The organism is Streptomyces sp. 1222.5, from assembly GCF_900105245.1.
Classification (GTDB): domain Bacteria; phylum Actinomycetota; class Actinomycetes; order Streptomycetales; family Streptomycetaceae; genus Streptomyces; species Streptomyces albidocamelliae.
Genome location: NZ_FNSZ01000001.1, coordinates 2,849,798 through 2,867,827, shown reverse-complemented (window position 1 = coordinate 2,867,827; position 18,030 = coordinate 2,849,798). Strand labels below are relative to the sequence as shown.

Genomic DNA, 18,030 nt, shown 5'->3' with positions numbered 1-18,030 from the left:
CGCTCCCCTCGCTTGCCTTGCGGCACGAGGGGTTTTTTGTTGCACGAGTGACTTTCGTGCAGCGTCCGAACTCCGCACGAACCTCGCAAAAACCCTCAGCATCGAGAAGAGAATGCCGATGACCGAGCAGGCCACCGGGGCCCACCATCCGCAGCCGCGGCCCCGTTCCGGAGGACAGATGTCCGCCCCCGTCGAGCACGTGACTGGTGCGCAGTCCCTCATCCGCTCCCTCGAGGAGGTCGGCGCGGACACGGTGTTCGGCATTCCCGGGGGCGCGATCCTGCCGGCGTACGACCCGTTGATGGACTCCACCCGGGTGCGTCACGTGCTGGTCCGTCACGAGCAGGGCGCGGGTCACGCGGCCACGGGGTACGCGCAGGCCACCGGCAGGGTCGGTGTCTGCATGGCCACCTCGGGTCCGGGAGCGACGAACCTGGTGACGCCGATCGCGGACGCGCACATGGACTCGGTGCCGCTGGTCGCGATCACGGGTCAGGTCGCGTCGAAGTCGATCGGGACGGACGCCTTCCAGGAGGCGGACATCGTCGGTATCACGATGCCGATCACCAAGCACAACTTCCTGGTCACCAAGGCGGAGGACATCCCGCGGGTGATCGCGCAGGCGTTCCACATCGCCTCCACGGGCCGTCCGGGCCCGGTCCTGGTGGACATCGCCAAGGACGCCCTGCAGGCGAAGACGACGTTCTCGTGGCCGCCCACGATGGACCTGCCCGGCTACCGCCCGGTGACCAAGCCGCACGCCAAGCAGATCCGTGAGGCCGCGAAGCTGATCACCTCCGCGAAGCGGCCCGTCCTCTACGTCGGCGGCGGCGTCATCAAGGCCGGCGCCACCGCCGAGCTGAAGGTCCTCGCCGAACTCACCGGAGCGCCCGTCACCACCACCCTGATGGCGCTCGGCGCATTCCCCGACAGCCACCCGCTGCACGTGGGAATGCCGGGCATGCACGGTGCGGTCACCGCCGTCACCGCGCTGCAGAAGGCCGACCTGATCGTCGCCCTCGGAGCCCGCTTCGACGACCGCGTCACCGGCAAGCTGGACAGCTTCGCCCCGTACGCCAAGATCGTCCACGCCGACATCGACCCGGCGGAGATCGGCAAGAACCGCGCCGCGGACGTGCCGATCGTGGGCGACGCCCGCGAGGTCATCGCCGACCTGGTCCAGGCGGTGCAGAAGGAGCACGGCGAAGGCGGCAAGGGCGACTACACGGCCTGGTGGAGCGACCTCAACCGCTGGCGCGAGACCTACCCGCTGGGCTACGACCAGCCCGCGGACGGCTCCCTGTCCCCGCAAGCGGTCATCGAGCGCATCGGGCAGCTCGCGCCGGAGGGCACGATCTTCGCGGCGGGCGTGGGCCAGCACCAGATGTGGTCCGCGCACTTCATCCAGTACGAGAAGCCCGCCACCTGGCTGAACTCCGGCGGCGCCGGAACGATGGGCTACGCGGTCCCGGCCGCGATGGGCGCCAAGGCGGGCGCGCCGGACCAGACGGTCTGGGCGATCGACGGCGACGGCTGTTTCCAGATGACCAATCAGGAACTGACCACCTGCGCCCTGAACAACATCCCGATCAAGGTCGCCATCATCAACAACGGCGCTCTCGGGATGGTCCGCCAGTGGCAGACGCTGTTCTACAACCAGCGCTACTCCAACACCGTGCTGCACTCCGGCCCCGAGGCGGACGGCAGGCAGCCGAGCGCCGGCACCCGCGTCCCCGACTTCGTGAAGCTGTCGGAGGCCATGGGGTGCCACGCGATCCGCTGTGAGCGCCCGGAGGACCTGGACAAGGTCATCGAAGAGGCGAACTCCATCAACGACCGCCCGGTCGTCATCGACTTCATCGTCCACGAGGACGCGATGGTGTGGCCGATGGTCGCCGCCGGCACCTCCAACGACGAGATCATGGCCGCCCGGGACGTCCGCCCCGACTTCGGCGACAACGAAGACGACTGAGCGAGAGAGACGTAAAAGACCATGTCCAAGCACACGCTCTCCGTCCTGGTGGAGAACACCCCGGGCATCCTGGCCCGGATCGCCGCCCTCTTCTCCCGCCGCGGCTTCAACATCGACTCGCTCGCGGTCGGCGTCACCGAGCACCCCGACATCTCCCGCATCACCATCGTGGTGGGCGTCGAGGACCTGCCGCTGGAGCAGGTCACCAAGCAGCTCAACAAGCTGGTCAACGTGCTGAAGATCGTCGAGCTGGAACCCGGTCAGGCCGTTCAGCGCGAACTCGTTCTGGTGAAGGTCCGGGCGGACAACGAGACCCGCTCCCAGATCGTCGAGATCGTCCAGCTGTTCCGTGCCAAGACCGTCGACGTCTCCCCGGACGCCGTCACCATCGAGGCCACCGGGTCCGGCGACAAGCTCTCCGCCATGCTCAAGATGCTGGAGCCGTACGGCATCAAGGAACTGGTGCAGTCCGGCACGATCGCGATCGGCCGTGGCGCCCGCTCCATCACGGACCGCTCGCTGCGCGCGCTCGACCGATCCGCGTAAGGCTGGATACGGGCGGTCGGTGCATCGCCGGCCGCCCGTATGCCGAGATCCTGAATCTTCCTTCCCCCTCACCGTCATACGGTGGGACGCACCATCTGCACACCAAGGAGAGAACCCAAAGTGGCCGAGCTGTTCTACGACGCCGACGCCGACCTGTCCATCATCCAGGGCCGCAAGGTCGCGGTCATCGGATACGGCAGCCAGGGCCACGCCCACGCGCTGTCGCTGCGTGACTCGGGTGTCGACGTGCGTGTCGGTCTGCACGAGGGCTCCAAGTCCAAGGCCAAGGCCGAGGAGCAGGGCCTGCGCGTGGTGACCCCGGCCGAGGCCGCCGCCGAGGCCGACGTCATCATGATCCTCATCCCGGACCCGATCCAGGCCCAGGTCTACGAGGAGTCCATCGCCCCGAACCTGAACGACGGCGACGCGCTGTTCTTCGCGCACGGCTTCAACATCCGCTTCGGCTTCATCAAGCCCCCGGCCGGCGTCGACGTCGCCCTGGTCGCCCCCAAGGGCCCCGGTCACCTGGTGCGCCGCCAGTACGAGGAGGGCCGCGGCGTCCCCGCGATCGCCGCCGTCGAGCAGGACGCCACCGGCAACGCCTTCCCGCTCGCGCTGTCGTACGCCAAGGCCATCGGCGGCACCCGCGCCGGCGTCATCAAGACGACCTTCACCGAGGAGACCGAGACCGACCTGTTCGGCGAGCAGGCCGTGCTGTGCGGCGGCACCTCCGCCCTGGTCAAGGCCGGCTTCGAGACCCTGGTCGAGGCCGGCTACCAGCCGGAGATCGCCTACTTCGAGTGCCTGCACGAGCTGAAGCTGATCGTCGACCTCATGTACGAGGGCGGCCTGGAGAAGATGCGCTGGTCCGTCTCCGAGACCGCCGAGTGGGGCGACTACGTCACCGGCCCGCGCATCATCACCGACGCCACCAAGGCCGAGATGAAGCAGGTCCTCGCCGAGATCCAGGACGGCACCTTCGCCCAGACCTGGATGGACGAGTACCACGGCGGTCTGAAGAAGTACAACGAGTACAAGCAGCAGGACTCCGAGCACCTGCTGGAGACCACCGGCAAGCAGCTGCGCAAGCTGATGAGCTGGGTCGACGAGGAGGCGTAAGCCTCATGGCAGGGGCCGGGGCGGATCACCCCGGCCCCTGTTGTCCACCCCGTCCAGCCACGGACGGGTGATCCTTCCGTAGAGGCGCAGAACGACCACCGCCACGCCACTACACTTCTGCACAACACGCGTCAGGCCCACAGCGTCGTGCGTCTTCCGCGGCTAGCCCCCTCCACCGCCTGCGGCCGTCGGGACGGCCGTCCGCATTGGACTTGTGAGGACTCACGTGAGCTCGAAACCCGTCGTACTCATCGCTGAAGAGCTGTCGCCCGCGACCGTCGACGCGCTCGGCCCGGACTTCGAGATCCGGCACACCAACGGAGCGGACCGAGCCGAGCTGCTCCCCGCCATCGCCGACGTCGACGCGATCCTGATCCGTTCCGCCACCAAGGTGGACGCCGAGGCCATCGCCGCGGCGAAGAAGCTCAAGGTCGTCGCGCGTGCCGGCGTCGGCCTGGACAACGTCGACGTCTCCGCCTCCACCAAGGCCGGCGTCATGGTCGTCAACGCGCCGACCTCCAACATCGTGACCGCCGCCGAGCTGGCCTGCGGTCTGCTCCTCGCCACCGCGCGCAACATCCCGCAGGCCAACGCCGCGCTGAAGAACTCCGAGTGGAAGCGCAGCAAGTACACGGGCGTGGAACTCGCCGAGAAGACCCTCGGTGTCGTCGGTCTCGGCCGCATCGGCGCCCTGGTCGCGCAGCGCATGTCCGCCTTCGGCATGAAGGTCGTGGCCTACGACCCCTACGTGCAGCCCGCACGGGCCGCGCAGATGGGCGTCAAGGTGCTGTCGCTGGACGAGCTGCTCGAGGTCTCCGACTTCATCACCGTCCACCTGCCCAAGACCCCCGAGACCCTCGGCCTGATCGGCGACGAGGCGCTGCGCAAGGTGAAGCCGAGCGTGCGCATCGTCAACGCGGCCCGCGGCGGCATCGTCGACGAGGCGGCGCTGTACGCGGCGCTGAAGGAGGGCCGGGTCGCCGGTGCCGGCCTCGACGTGTACGCGAAGGAGCCGTGCACCGACTCCCCGCTGTTCGAGCTGGACCAGGTCGTGTGCACGCCGCACCTGGGCGCCTCGACGGACGAGGCCCAGGAGAAGGCCGGTATCGCCGTCGCCAGGTCGGTGCGGCTCGCCCTCGCCGGTGAGCTGGTGCCGGACGCCGTCAACGTCCAGGGCGGTGTCATCGCCGAGGACGTCAAGCCGGGTCTGCCGCTCGCCGAGCGTCTCGGCCGTATCTTCACCGCGCTCGCCGGTGAGGTCGCGGTCCGCCTCGACGTCGAGGTCTACGGCGAGATCACCCAGCACGACGTGAAGGTACTGGAGCTGTCCGCGCTCAAGGGTGTCTTCGAGGACGTCGTCGACGAGACGGTGTCGTACGTCAACGCCCCGCTGTTCGCGCAGGAGCGCGGCGTGGAGGTCCGCCTGACCACCAGCTCCGAGTCGGCCGACCACCGCAACGTGGTGACCGTGCGCGGCACGCTGGGCGACGGCGAGGAGGTGTCGGTCTCCGGCACGCTGGCCGGGCCGAAGCACGTACAGAAGATCGTCGCGGTCGGCGACTACGACGTCGACCTCGCGCTCGCCGACCACATGGTCGTGCTGCGCTACGAGGACCGTCCGGGTGTCGTCGGCACCGTCGGCCGCATCCTCGGCGAGGCCGGCATCAACATCGCCGGCATGCAGGTCGCCCGGGCGACGGTCGGCGGCGAGGCGCTGGCCGTGCTGACGGTCGACGACACGGTCAGCCCCGCGGTCCTGGCCGAGGTCGCCTCCGAGATCGGCGCCACGTCGGCCCGGTCGGTGAACCTGGTCTGAGTCCTCCACCGGCCCACCCGTCCGGGTGGGCCGGGCGCTGGACGCGTTCGTCACGAAACGCCGGACGGGCCGACTTCGAGTCGGCCCGTCCGGCGTTTCGTGTGTGCCGTCCTAGTGGTCGGCCCGGACCTCGATCCTCCGCAGGCTCACCGCGGCGCCGACCGCGGCGAGGGCCAGCAGCACCGCGCCGGCGATCGCCACGCCGTGCATCCCGCTGGTGAACGCCTCCTTGGCGGTGGCGAGGAGGGAGTCGCCGGCCCCGCCGGGCAGCCGGGCCGCGTCGGCCAGGGCGCCGCCCAGGGTCTCGCGGGCCTCCGCCGGGTCCGTGGCCGGCATCCCGTGGCGGTAGAGCGCCGTACCGATGGAGCCGAGGACGGCCATGCCGAGCGCGCCGCCGAACTCCGTACCGGTCTCCATGAGGGAGGACGCGGTGCCGGCCCGCTCCACCGGGGCGCTGCTCATGGCCAGGTCGGTCAGCTGGGACATCACCGCGACCACTCCGCAGGCCAGGACGCCGGCCGCGGCCAGCACCAGCAGCAGGGAGTCGGTGCCGGTGAAGGCGAGCAGCGCGTAGCCGGCCGCCGTGACCGCGAAGCCGCCGGCGACGACGTAGGCGCGGTTGACGCCCCGCTGGACGAGCTGGGTGGTGAGCGGTGCGGCGACGCCGATGAACACCGACGGGAGCAGGCTCCACAGCGCGGCCGCCAGCGGGCTCTTGCCGAGGACCGACTGGAGGTACTGCGTGGTGAAGATGGCCGAGCCCATCATCCCGAACGCGGAGACCAGGGTCAGCACCAGCGACGGGGTGAAGCCGTGGCCCCGGAAGAGGGCGGGCGGCACCAGGGGGGAGGCGCCGGTGCGCTGGCGGCGGACGAACACGGCGGCGAAGAGCAGGCCGACGGTGATGGAGACGACGTACAGCGGGTGCCAGCCCTCGGACGGGATCTCCTTGAGGCCGTAGATCACGGGCAGGACGGCGGCCATCGACAGCGGCACGCTCACCCAGTCGAACCGTCCCGGCTCGGGGTTGCGGGACTCGGGCAGCAGCACCGGGCCGAGGACCAGCAGCAGCACCATCGCGGGCAGGTTGACCAGGAAGACCGAGCCCCACCAGAAGTGCTCGACGAGGACACCGCTCATCACCGAGCCCAGGGCGATGCCGCCGGTCATCACGCCGGACCACAGACCGATCGCCTTCGCCCGCTGGCCGGGGTCGGTGAACATCGTGCGCACCAGGGCCATGGTCGACGGCATCAGGGTGGCCCCGCCGATGCCGAGGATCGCGCGGGCGGCGATCAGGGTCTCGGCGCTGTTCGCGTAGGCCGCGAGGAGCGAGGCCCCGCCGAAGGCCGCGGCGCCCATGAGGAGGAGCTTGCGGCGGCCGATGCGGTCGCCGAGGGCGCCCATCGTCATCAGCAGGCCGGCCAGCACGAAGCCGTAGATGTCGAAGATCCACAGCTGCTGGGTGCCGCTGGGCCGCAGGTCCGCGCTGATCGCGGGGGTGGCGAAGTAGAGCACGGAGACGTCCATCGAGACCAGCAGCAGCGGCAGCATCAGCACGCCGAGGGCGGTCCACTCGCGGCGTCCGGCGCGGGTGGCGGAGGTGGGCGGTGCGGTCGGGTCGGTGCTCGTCGAGTTGGTCATGACAGGGAATGTACGCGCGTCTTAAACGCTTGTCTAGAACGCTTGTATAATTCATGCGTCTAGGACGTCTGTATGGATCGCGGGTAGGGTGAAACGCATGGGACACCGTGAAGATCTGCTCGAGGGCGCCAAGAGCTGCCTGCTGGAGAAGGGGTTCGCGCGGACCACCGCGCGGGACATCGTGAAGGCGTCGGGCACCAACCTGGCGTCGATCGGCTACCACTACGGCTCCAAGGACGCGCTGCTCGCGCAGGCGTACGTGGCACTCGTGGAGAACATGTCCGGCGCCTTCGACGGCGACGACGCCTCCGTGATCGAGGGCGCGCCCGGATCGCTGGAGCGCTTCCGATGGGTGTGGACGAACATCGTCGGCACCATGCGGGAGCCCGGCTCGGTGTGGCGGCTGAGCATGGAAGTCATGACCATCGACCTGCCGGAGGTGCGCGAGCACCTGTCCCGCGCGCAGCGGGAGGGCGGGCGCGGGCTGGTCGCGATGCTGATGGGCGTCCCCGAGGAGGAGGTCTCCGACGAGACCGCGGACACGCTCGGCCGGTTCTACCTGACCCTCATGACCGGGCTCATCGCCCAGTGGACGTTCGACCCCGGCACCGCCCCCGACGGGGACGCCCTGACCGAGGGCCTCCGCCTGATCATCGAGTCGGCCACGAAGGGCTGAACCGGCCGGGTCCGGCGGGTCGCGGCCAAAGGGCCGAACCGGGACCGGGCCCCGCGGGCTACAGCCGCGCCCGCTTCAGCGCCATGTGCAGCAGCAGCCGGTCCTCGCCGTCGTCCAGGTCGAGGCCCGTCAGCTGCTCCACCCGGGAGAGGCGGTAGTACAGAGTCTGCCGGTGGATGCCCAGTTCGGCGGCCGCGCGGCCGGCCTGGCCCGCGCAGTCGAGGAAGACCTCGGCCGTCCGGGCGAGCTCGCGGTGGGCGGGGGTCAGCAGCGGGCCGACCACGGGGTCGTGCGCGGACTCGGGGGGCAACGCGGTCAGCAGCCGGTACGGCCCGATGCGCGCCCACTCCGCGACCGGCCCGAACCGCGGCTCGGCCAGCGCGGCGCGGGCGGCGGCCAGCGCCTCCTGCCAGACCGTGCCCAGCTCGGCGAGACCGGTCCGGGGCTCCCCGACCCCGGCGGCGAAGCCCGCGGCACCACCGGGCCCGCCGGAGCGCGCGGCCACGGCGGCGGCCGTACGTGCCCCGGTTCCCCACGCTCTCGCCGCACCCGCTCCCTCCGCCTCCTTCAGCAGCCGGGCGGCCGCCGTCAGCGCGGGGGTCGGCACGTCCGGGGAGCGCAGCCGCACCAGCACCGCGAGGCTCAGGCCCGTCGCTCCCCACGGCAGTGTGCACAGGGCCGAGGCGTGCGGGACGGTGCGCGGCGAGGGGGCGTCGTCCGGGTCGGCGGACGGCCAGGGGGCGAGACAGACCAGCGTGTGCGGGCCGTCCGCGCGCGGGCCGAGAGCGGTGCGCAGTTCGGCCACCGCCATGTCCCGCTGCCAGCCCCGCTCCGCGGTGAGCACTGCCCGCAGCTCCCGACTCAGCCCGGCCCCGGCCTGCGCCTCGTCCGCGAGCAGCGCACCGATCCGGCCCGCCACCTGCATGGCCGCGGCCAGTTGGGCGTCGGTCGGCCCCGGATCGGCCTCCAGCAGCCAGACGTAGCCGAGGACGACACCCCGATGGCGTACCGGCAGGCAGATCCGGCCGCGGTACACCCCGGCCTGCGGGCCGGGCGGGATCCGCACCGGCCCGGTGGCGCGGGTGATGCCGAAGCCCTCGAACCAGGAGCGCACGGTCGCCGTCGAGCGCCGGGTCAGGATCGAACGGGTGCGCACCGGGTCCAGCGCGGCGGGGTCCAGCTCGTCCTCGCTGTCGTAGGCACCGAAGGCGATCAGCTCGAAGTCGCGGTTCTCCAGGGTCGCCGGCACGCCCAACAGCTCCGAGATCTCGTCGACGAGCTCCTGGTAGTCACCCTTGTAATCGGCGCTCACCCGGGCATTCTCCCCCATTCCCCGGCCGTCTTCATACATCTGTCTGAGATCCCGTGCGCGGATGCGTGACAGCTGTCGATGGCTGACGATCGAGGGAATCCCTAGGTTTCACGGTGGTTCTCCGTGCCGTACCCGAAACGTCGGGTGGCGGCCGTTTCGGTGCTTGTCTGTGGAGGTGCCCCGTGCTGGGTCCCGTGATTCTCGCCGCGTCGCGCAGCGACCGGATGCGACGCCTGATCTCGGCGGCCCCGGTCACCAAGCAGGTCGTCGACCGCTTCATCCCGGGTGAGACCGTGGACGACATCGTCCCGATCATCGCGGAGCTGACGGACAAGGGCCTCGAGCTGACGATGGACGTCGTCGGCGAGGACATCACCACCCCCGAGCAGGCCGCCGCCGCCCGTGACGCCTACCTGGCGCTGATCGACCACCTCAAGCAGCTGGGCCTGGGCGAGCGGGTCGAGATGTCCGTGAAGCTGTCGATGTTCGGCCAGGCGCTGGACGGCGGCCACGAGCTGGCCCTCGCCAACGTCCGCCCGGTCGTCGAGGCCGCCGCCGCCATCGGCACCACCGTCACGCTCGACGCCGAGGACCACACCACCCTGGACTCGATGTTCGCCATCCACGAGGAGCTGCGGAAGGAGTTCCCGCAGACCGGCTGCGTCATCCAGGCCTACCTCTTCCGCACCGAGGCCGACGCCCGCCGCCTGGCGGAGGCCGGCAGCCGTGTGCGCCTGGTGAAGGGCGCCTACAAGGAGCCCGCCGAGGTCGCCTACCAGCAGAAGCACGAGATCGACAAGGCCTACGTGCGCGTCCTGAGGACGCTGATGGAGGGCGAGGGCTACCCGATGATCGGGTCCCACGACCCGCGCCTGATCGCCATCGGACAGGAGCTGGCCCACCAGGCCGGCCGTAAGCTCGACGAGTACGAGTTCCAGATGCTGTACGGCATCCGCAGTGACGAGCACCTGCGGCTGGCCGCCGAGGGCCACCGCATGCGCGTCTACACCGCATACGGCACCGACTGGTACGGCTATTTCATGCGCCGTCTCGCGGAGAAGCCGGCGAACCTGCGCTTCTTCCTCCGGTCGATGGTCAGCAAGGGCTGAGCCCGAACACCCGCTCACGTACAAGGAGTCAAGGATCTCATGGACGCTGTGACCCAGGTCCCCGCCCCCGTCAACGAGCCGGTGCACGGCTACGCCCCCGGTTCGCCCGAGCGCTCCCGCCTGGAGGCCAAGCTCAAGGAGCTGGCCGAGAACCCGATCGATCTGCCGATGACCATCGGCGGCGAGAAGCGCATGGGCGGCGGCGAGCCGTTCCAGGTGGTCCAGCCGCACAACCACAAGGCCGTCCTCGGCACCCTGCGCAACGCCACCCAGCAGGACGCGCAGGACGCCGTCGACGCGGCCCTCGCCGCCGCCCCGGCCTGGCGTGCCATGTCCTTCGACGACCGCGCGGCGATCATCCTGCGCGCCGCCGAGCTGCTGTCCGGCCCGTGGCGCGAGACCATCGCCGCCTCCACCATGCTCGGCCAGTCCAAGACGGCCCAGCAGGCGGAGATCGACAGCCCCTGTGAGCTGGTCGACTTCTGGCGCTTCAACGTCCACTACGCCCGTCAGATCCTGGCCGAGCAGCCCCCGGCGAACTCCCCGGGCGTGTGGAACCGCATGGACCACCGCCCGCTGGAGGGCTTCGTCTACGCGATCACGCCGTTCAACTTCTCGGCGATCGCGGCCAACCTGCCCACCGCCCCGGCGCTCATGGGCAACGTCGTGGTGTGGAAGCCGTCCCCGACGCAGACCCACGCGGCCGTCCTGCTCATGCAGCTGCTGGAGGAGGCGGGCCTGCCCAAGGGCGTCATCAACCTCGTCACCGGCGACGGCATCGACGTCTCCAAGGTCGCACTCGAGCACCGCGACCTCGCGGGCATCCACTTCACCGGCTCGACCAAGACCTTCCAGTACCTGTGGAAGACGGTCGGCAACAACATCGAGAAGTACCGCTCCTACCCGCGTCTGGTCGGCGAGACCGGCGGCAAGGACTTCCTGGTCGCCCACCCGAGCGCCGACCGCGCCGTGCTGAAGACCGCCCTGACCCGCGGTGCCTTCGAGTACCAGGGCCAGAAGTGCTCGGCCACCTCCCGCGCCTACATCCCGGCCTCCATCTGGAACTCGGGCTTCAAGGAGGAGTTCGCGGCCGAGGTCGACTACCTCACCATGGGTGACGTCACCGACCTGTCGAACTTCCTCGGCGCCGTGATCGACGACCGTTCGTTCGCCAAGAACAAGGCCGCGATCGACCGCGCCAAGCAGGACCCGACCTGCACGATCGTGGCCGGCGGCACCTACGACGACTCGGTCGGCTACTTCGTCCGCCCGACCGTCGTCGAGTGCACCGACGCGGAGAACGAGGTCTTCACCACCGAGTACTTCGGCCCGTTCCTCGCCGTGTACGTCTACGAGGACGACCAGTACGACGAGATGCTGACCCAGATGGAGTCGGTCTCTGACTACGCGCTCACCGGTTCGGTCATTTCCAACGACCGCGCGGCCGCCGCGTACACGATGGAGAAGCTCCGCTACGCCGCGGGCAACTTCTACATCAACGACAAGTCGACCGGTGCCGTCGTCGGCCAGCAGCCCTTCGGCGGCGGCCGGGCCTCCGGCACCAACGACAAGGCCGGCGCCCCGCAGAACCTGATGCGCTGGACCCTGACCCGCGCCATCAAGGAGACCCTGGTCGCACCGACCGACTACGGGTACCCGCACATGGGCTGACCCGCCCCGCGAACCCGGGCCGGGAGGCCTGCCACGAGCAGGCTTCCCGGCCCGTTGCCATGTCCGCAGGGCGTCCCGCCGCCGGGTCAAAGGGCCCGGCCGAGAAAGTCCCGGACCAGCCCGGCGATCCGGTCCGCGTGCGTCTCCAGCGCGAAGTGGCCGGCCGGCAGGAGATGGATCTCCGCCTCGGGCAGGTCCCGGCGGAAGGCGAGTGCCCCCTCGGGCACGAAGATCTCGTCGTGCGCGCCCCACACCGCGAGCAGCGGGACCCGGCTCTCGCGGAAGTAGGCGTGGAAGGCCGGGTACAGCGCGAAGTTGGAGCCGTAGTCGGAGATCAGGTCGAGCTGGATCTCCGCCTGGCCGGGGCGCGCGATCCGGGCGGTGTCGTGCTCGTAGGCGTCCGGGCTGACCAGGGTCGGGTCCGGGACCCCGTGCAGGTACTGCCACTTGATGCCGTCGGGGGAGTAGATCTCCCGCACCGGCGCCTCGGTCTGCGGCGTCCGCTTCTCGATCAGCGCCAGCACCGGCGCCCAGGCCTCGGCGCCGAGCCCCTCCTCGTAGGCGTTGCCGTTCTGCGTGACGATCGCGGTGACCCGCTCGGGGCGGGCGAGGGCGAGCCGCAGGCCGATGGGGGCACCGTAGTCCTGGATGTAGAGGGCGTAGCGCTCCAGCCCCAGCAGGTCGGTGAACTCCTCGGTGATCCAGGCCAGTTCGTCGAAGGTGTAGCGGAACTCGGCGGGGTCCGGCGTCGCCGAGCGGCCGAAGCCGATGTGGTCCGGGGCGATCACCCGGTACCGGTCGGCCAGCAGTGGGATCAGGTCGCGGAACATGTGGGAGCTGCTCGGGAAGCCGTGCAGGAGGAGCAGGACGGGGGCGTCGGCGGGTCCGGCCTCGCGGTAGTACACGTCGAGGCCGCGGACGGTGACGGTGCGGTGGTGGATCCGGTGCGTAGCCATGGAGGCAGTCCAGCACGCCGGCCACTAACCAGTCAAGAGAGTTTTAAGGGTTAGGTGCCATACTGGGGCGCATGCCGACCGACCTCCGTCTCGCGCACACCGCCGACCTGGAGCCCCGTGAACTGCGCGCCGTGCGCGCCCTGTTGGACGAGGCGTTCGACGGTGACCTCTCCGACGAGGACTTCGACCACGGGCTCGGCGGGATGCACGTGCTGCTGTACGACGGCGGCGGACTCGCCGCGCACGGCTCCGTCGTGCAGCGCCGTGTGCGGCACCGGGGGCGCTGGCTGCGCACCGGGTACGTGGAGGCCGTCGCCGTACGGGCCGATGTGCGGCGGACCGGGCTCGGCGGGCGGGTGACGGCCGAGCTGGAGCGGGTGATCGCCCGGGCCTACGACCTCGGCGCGCTGTCCGCGAGCGACGAGGGCGCCCCGCTGTACACCGCGCGCGGCTGGCAGCCGTGGGCCGGCCGCGTCCACGCCCTGTCCCCGGACGGGATCGTGCGCCTGCCGGAGGAGGAGGGCGGCCTGTACGTGCGGCCCGCGCTCGCCGGGCCCCTCGACCCTGCCGGCGAACTGGTCCTCGACTGGCGCGACGGCGACGTCGCCTGACCGACCGCGAACCCCGCCGTCCCCCGGCCGGTCCTCCCTCGAACGCACGAACACGCACTTCAGAGCGGCGTGAGGGAGTTCGCCGTCTCAGATAGTAGGAAGTCCGAGTAATTGTGCAGACAGACCCGGCCCGCTCCCTTAGCTTGGAAGGAGCCGAACGTCTCGCTCGATCCAGCGAATGGCGGTCGTGAGCCGTGGCCCCGTGCAGGCAACCCCTGCGGCCGGTGCTCCCCGCCCCCTCCGGCGTCTCGTAACCCCCCTTGCCGTACTCCACGTTTGCCGAAGGAGTCGATTTCCATGGCCGAGACGACCGTCTGCCGCCGAGTCCGCCACGTGTCCCACGCGAGCGACTCCGACCGCAAGAACGCCGCCGCCGCGCTCCAGCGCGCCCTCGACCGCCGCGACAACGGCGGCGAGACCGGCCACTGAGCACCGGGCCCGCGAGCCACGCTGCCGCGCAGCGCCCGCCGGCGCACCGATCCCGGGAGCCGCACCGGTTCGAGGTGCGGCGCGGCCCTCATCCGCCGTGCCGCACCTCGAAGTGGTCGATCCGCCGGCCGTCCTGCGCCAGCGCCGACACGGCGAGCCGCGGCGAGGTGCCCGCCCGGGCCTCCACCGCGAGGAGCGAGAAGCCGGTGTACCTGACCCGCGACCACTCCACCGTCTCCGCCGCGCGGCCTCTGCCCTTCGCCCAGTGGAAGGTCTCGACCGCCTCGTGCCGGGTGACGTGCCCCTCGTAGCTGTCCTCGACGCCGGACGGGAAGGCGTACAGGTCCCGGCCGCCGCCGCCCGCGGTGACGTACACGATGCCGTCGCGGGCCGGGTCGGTGGAGCCGCCGGCCGGCACCGTCCGGCCGACCTTCCCGCCCCTGATCGCGTCGGTGCGCTCGTACACGTGGTTGTGTCCGTTGATCACGAGGTCCACCCGGTGCCTCTCGAACAGCGGCAGCCACTGCGCGCGCACCCCGCCGTCGGAGGCGTGCTGCGAGGTCGAGTAGGCGCAGTGGTGGAAGAAGACGACCACGAAGTCGACGCCGTCGGCGGCGCGCAGCCCGCCCAGCGTCCGGTCCAGCCAGGCCGTCTGCCGGCCGCCGCTGTGCCCGAGGTTGGCGGGGATCTCGTACGACACGTCGTTGGCGTCCAGGGCCACGAAGCCGACGTTCCCGTACCGGAAGCTGTACGCGCCGGGCGTGCCGTGCGGGTCGAAGCCGTTGTCCGGCAGGGAGAAGCGGGCCAGCTGGCCGCCGTAGCCGTCGGGCGAGTACCAGGCCTCCATGTCGTGGTTGCCGGTCGTCACCATCCACGGCACGGATCTGGCGACGGGCTCGTTCTGCTTCAGGAAGAGGTCCCAGAAGCCCGGGTCGTACCCGTCCTGCTGCCGGCCGCTCCCGTTGACGTTCGCGTAGCAGATGTCGCCGGCGTGCAGGTGGAACGCGGGCTTCTGGCGCAGCACCAGGTCGTCGTTGGCGTCCGCGGCCCGGCCCACCCCCTGGTCGCCGAAGGCCGTGAACACGAACCGCTCCGGGCTCGCGGGCGCCGTGCGGAAGGAGGCCAGGGCCGCGCGGTGGCCGGGCGCCGCGGGGTCCCAGCCGTCGTGGCCGACCCCGTAGTAGTACGTCGTGCCGGGCGTGAGTCCGTCCAGGGCCGCGTGCACGTAGTACTGCTCCAGGGCGAGCCGCACCCCCGGCACCCCGGGTGTGTGCAGCGCGCGCACCTCGGCATCGATCCGCCGGCCCAGGTCGTCGGGCCGGAGCCCGACCCGCACGTACGGCCGCCGTACCGCGGACGGCACCTGCCAGGAGATCCGCATCCGCGTCCGCGGGTCGGCGCCGAAGGCCAGATGACGGCCGAACGGCACGACCGCCGAGCCGGGTGCCCGCGAGGTCGCCGCGGCGGGCCTGGCGTCGGCGGCGGTCGGGGAGGAGCAGCCGGTCAGCAGGCCGCCCGCCACCGCCCCGGCCGTCACCAGCGTGCGGCGGCCCACCACGCGGGCGCGCAGGTACTCGTACTGCTCGGCCATGCTCATCCGCTCGGCGAGGCGGTGCGGGATGCCGACGTCGGGGGTCTCCATGCGGGTGAACCTTCCACCGGCTCGCGACACCCGTCCCACGCGGGGGTGAACAGCAGTCGACCGGCCGACACCGGGACACGGCGCCTGTCCGCATGGCGGACAAGGCGTGTCATCCCCTGGGACGAGGAGTAGGGTGCCCGCATGTCTCGCAGCATCAATCTCGCAGTGATCCCCGGTGACGGCATCGGCCAGGAGGTCGTGGCCGAGGGTCTGAAGGTCCTCTCCGCCGTCCTGCCGCAGGATGTGAAGCTGGAGACCAAGGAGTACGACTTCGGCGCCAAGCGGTACCACGCCACCGGTGAGACGCTCACCGACGCCGACCTCGCCGCCCTCAAGCAGCACGACGCGATCCTGCTCGGCGCCATCGGCGACCCGTCGGTGCCGTCCGGCGTCCTGGAGCGCGGCTTCCTGCTCAAGCTCCGCTTCGCCTTCGACCACCACGTCAACCTGCGTCCGTCGAAGCTCCTCCCGGGTGTCGCCACCCCGCTCGCCGGCCAGCCGCAGATCGACTTCGTCGTGGTCCGCGAGGGCACCGAGGGCCCGTACACGGGCAACGGCGGCACCATCCGCCGCGGCACCGAGCACGAGGTCGCCACCGAGGTCTCCGTCAACACGGCGTACGGCGTCGAGCGTGTCGTCCGCGACGCGTTCGCCCGCGCCCAGGCCCGCCCGCGCAAGAAGCTCGCGCTGATCCACAAGAACAACGTGCTGACCTTCGCGGGTCACCTGTGGACGAACGTCTTCAACAAGGTGGCCGCGGAGTTCCCCGACGTCACCACCGAGTACATGCACGTCGACGCGGCGACCATCTACCTGGTCACGCAGCCCGAGCGGTTCGACGTGATCGTCACCGACAACCTCTTCGGCGACATCATCACCGACCTCGCCGCGGCCGTCTCCGGCGGCATCGGCGTGGCCGCCTCCGGCAACATCAACCCCGGCCGTGAGTTCCCCTCCATGTTCGAGCCGGTCCACGGCTCGGCCCCGGACATCGCCGGCCAGGGCAAGGCCGACCCGACCGCCACGGTCCTGTCCGTCGCCCTGCTGCTGCGCCACCTGGGTCACGACGGCGAGGCGGACCGCATCGACGCGGCCGTCACCGCCGACCTGACCGAGCGTGCCGCGCTCGGTGCCCGCAGCACCGCGCAGATCGGTGACGCGCTCGCCGCCCGAGTAGCCGGCTGACCCGGCGCTCGACCATCAGAAGCCGCCGGGTCACCACACCCGGCGGCTTCCACGTGTCCCCGCCGGGTGCCACCATCGACCCCTGGGCCGCTCTCACCCCGACTCCGTCGGCCGTGGTGCCCCGCGCGATAATCGAACGCGGAGCCGCGGTATGAGGGAAAGCTCGGACGTCCTAGCACTGACGACTGGCAGTATGGGCGTGAGCGCGGCCCGTCACTACGACCGGTGAAGGACAACCACTCATGACGACGCCCACGATCGAGCTCAAGCCGTCCGCCCACCCCCTGGCCGCCGCGGAGCGCGAGGCGATCCTGGCCAGCCCGGGATTCGGCCGCCACTTCACCGACCACATGGTGACGATCAAGTGGACCGAGGGCCGCGGCTGGCACGACGCCCAGCTCGTTCCGTACGGCCCCATCTCGATCGACCCCTCGACCCACGTCCTGCACTACGGCCAGGAGATCTTCGAGGGGCTGAAGGCGTACCGGCAGCCCGACGGCTCGATCGCGCTGTTCCGTCCCGAGGCCAACGCCCGCCGCTTCCGCAACTCCGCCCGCCGCATGGCCATGGCGGAGCTGCCCGAGGAGCTGTTCATCGCGGCGCTCGACGCGCTGCTCGGCCAGGACGCGGACTGGGTCCCGGCGCACGGCGGCGAGGCGTCGCTGTACCTGCGTCCGTTCATGTTCGCCACCGAGGCCGCGCTCGGCGTGCACCCGGCCAACGAGTACCTGTTCATGCTGATCGCCTCCCCGTCCGGCGCCTACTTCGCCGGTGGCGTCAAGCCGGTCACCATCTGGGTCTCCGAGGACCACGTCCGCGCGGTCCCGGGCGGCACCGGCGACGCGAAGACGGGCGGCAACTACGCGGCCTCCCTCCTCCCGCAGGCCGAGGCCGCGGCGAACGGCTGCGACCAGGTCGTCTACCTCGACGCGGTCACCCGCACCAAGGTCGAGGAGAGCGGCAGCATGAACGTCGCCTTCGTCTACGGCGACCGGATCGTCACCCCGTCCCTGACCGGCTCGATCCTGGAGGGCATCACCCGCGACTCGCTGCTCCAGGTCGCCCGCGACCTCGGCTACACCGCCGAGGAGGGCGTCGTCACCCTGGAGCAGTGGCGGGCGGACGCCGCGTCCGGCGCCCTCACCGAGGTCTTCGCCTGCGGCACCGCGGCCGTGGTCACCCCGATCGGCCACGTCAAGACCCGGACGGACGCCTGGACCCACGGCGACGGCAACCCCGGCCCGGTCACCCTCCGTCTTCGCGAGGCGCTGCTCGGCGTCCAGCGCGGCATGACGGAGGACAAGCACGGCTGGATGCACCGCATCGGCTGACCGCTCCCCGC

At 70.9% G+C, this 18,030-nt stretch carries 15 protein-coding genes; 11 read left to right on the top strand and 4 right to left on the bottom strand.

The genetic code is table 11. The annotated features are described in order from the left end of the window. Positions 1-118 precede the first annotated feature (118 nt). From BLW57_RS12750 to serA, 4 genes are all read left to right on the top strand, one after another. Positions 119-1,972 carry an acetolactate synthase large subunit gene (locus BLW57_RS12750; protein ID WP_176985562.1) on the top strand — a complete coding sequence of 618 codons (1,854 nt, stop codon included), beginning with the start codon at positions 119-121 and terminating at the stop codon, positions 1,970-1,972. A gap of 21 nt (positions 1,973-1,993) precedes the next feature. Beyond that, positions 1,994-2,518 carry an acetolactate synthase small subunit gene (gene ilvN / locus BLW57_RS12745; protein ID WP_093474468.1) on the top strand — a complete coding sequence of 175 codons (525 nt, stop codon included), beginning with the start codon at positions 1,994-1,996 and terminating at the stop codon, positions 2,516-2,518. 120 nt (positions 2,519-2,638) lie between these two features. After that, the gene (ilvC, locus tag BLW57_RS12740; protein WP_093474467.1) at positions 2,639-3,637 is read left to right on the top strand and encodes a ketol-acid reductoisomerase; all 999 of its coding nucleotides are present in this window, start codon (positions 2,639-2,641) and stop codon (positions 3,635-3,637) included. Positions 3,638-3,863: 226 nt separating this feature from the next. Then, positions 3,864-5,453: a phosphoglycerate dehydrogenase gene (gene serA / locus BLW57_RS12735; RefSeq protein WP_093474465.1), complete on the top strand. Its 1,590-nt coding sequence runs from the start codon at positions 3,864-3,866 to the stop codon at positions 5,451-5,453. 111 nt (positions 5,454-5,564) lie between these two features. Here serA and BLW57_RS12730 read toward each other — a convergent pair whose 3' ends face one another. After that, entirely contained in the window at positions 5,565-7,097 is a 1,533-nt protein-coding gene (locus BLW57_RS12730) for an MFS transporter (protein WP_093474464.1), read from the bottom strand. 97 nt (positions 7,098-7,194) lie between these two features. Between BLW57_RS12730 and BLW57_RS12725 the strand changes: the two genes are divergently transcribed. After that, on the top strand, positions 7,195-7,773 hold the full coding sequence (locus tag BLW57_RS12725) for a TetR/AcrR family transcriptional regulator (protein WP_073889818.1): 579 nt from the start codon (positions 7,195-7,197) through the stop codon (positions 7,771-7,773). Between the two features lie 58 nt (positions 7,774-7,831). Here the strand turns inward: BLW57_RS12725 and BLW57_RS12720 are convergent, their stop codons facing one another. After that, positions 7,832-9,103, bottom strand: a complete 1,272-nt coding sequence (locus BLW57_RS12720; RefSeq protein ID WP_306822949.1) for a PucR family transcriptional regulator — start codon at positions 9,101-9,103, stop codon at positions 7,832-7,834. Positions 9,104-9,267: 164 nt separating this feature from the next. Between BLW57_RS12720 and BLW57_RS12715 the strand changes: the two genes are divergently transcribed. Next, positions 9,268-10,194, top strand: a complete 927-nt coding sequence (locus tag BLW57_RS12715; protein WP_093474461.1) for a proline dehydrogenase family protein — start codon at positions 9,268-9,270, stop codon at positions 10,192-10,194. A gap of 39 nt (positions 10,195-10,233) precedes the next feature. Further along, positions 10,234-11,865: an L-glutamate gamma-semialdehyde dehydrogenase gene (pruA, locus tag BLW57_RS12710; RefSeq protein ID WP_093474459.1), complete on the top strand. Its 1,632-nt coding sequence runs from the start codon at positions 10,234-10,236 to the stop codon at positions 11,863-11,865. A gap of 86 nt (positions 11,866-11,951) precedes the next feature. Here the strand turns inward: pruA and BLW57_RS12705 are convergent, their stop codons facing one another. Next, positions 11,952-12,821 (bottom strand): alpha/beta fold hydrolase, encoded by an 870-nt coding sequence (locus tag BLW57_RS12705; RefSeq protein WP_093474458.1) that lies wholly within the window; start codon positions 12,819-12,821, stop codon positions 11,952-11,954. A 71-nt stretch (positions 12,822-12,892) separates the two neighbouring features. On the opposite strand from BLW57_RS12705, the gene BLW57_RS12700 reads away from it, so the two are divergent. Continuing rightward, the gene (locus BLW57_RS12700) at positions 12,893-13,432 is read left to right on the top strand and encodes a GNAT family N-acetyltransferase (RefSeq protein ID WP_093474456.1); all 540 of its coding nucleotides are present in this window, start codon (positions 12,893-12,895) and stop codon (positions 13,430-13,432) included. A 297-nt stretch (positions 13,433-13,729) separates the two neighbouring features. After that, positions 13,730-13,861 (top strand): hypothetical protein, encoded by a 132-nt coding sequence (locus BLW57_RS42280; RefSeq protein WP_093474455.1) that lies wholly within the window; start codon positions 13,730-13,732, stop codon positions 13,859-13,861. A gap of 88 nt (positions 13,862-13,949) precedes the next feature. Here the strand turns inward: BLW57_RS42280 and BLW57_RS12690 are convergent, their stop codons facing one another. Then, a complete protein-coding gene (locus tag BLW57_RS12690) occupies positions 13,950-15,503 on the bottom strand; it encodes a purple acid phosphatase family protein (protein WP_093474453.1) in 1,554 nt (517 codons plus the stop codon). A 141-nt stretch (positions 15,504-15,644) separates the two neighbouring features. Between BLW57_RS12690 and BLW57_RS12685 the strand changes: the two genes are divergently transcribed. Next, complete coding sequence (locus BLW57_RS12685) at positions 15,645-16,688, top strand: 3-isopropylmalate dehydrogenase (protein ID WP_093474452.1); 1,044 nt, start codon at positions 15,645-15,647, stop codon at positions 16,686-16,688. Between the two features lie 242 nt (positions 16,689-16,930). After that, positions 16,931-18,019, top strand: a complete 1,089-nt coding sequence (locus tag BLW57_RS12680) for a branched-chain amino acid aminotransferase (protein ID WP_093474450.1) — start codon at positions 16,931-16,933, stop codon at positions 18,017-18,019. Positions 18,020-18,030 lie beyond the last annotated feature (11 nt).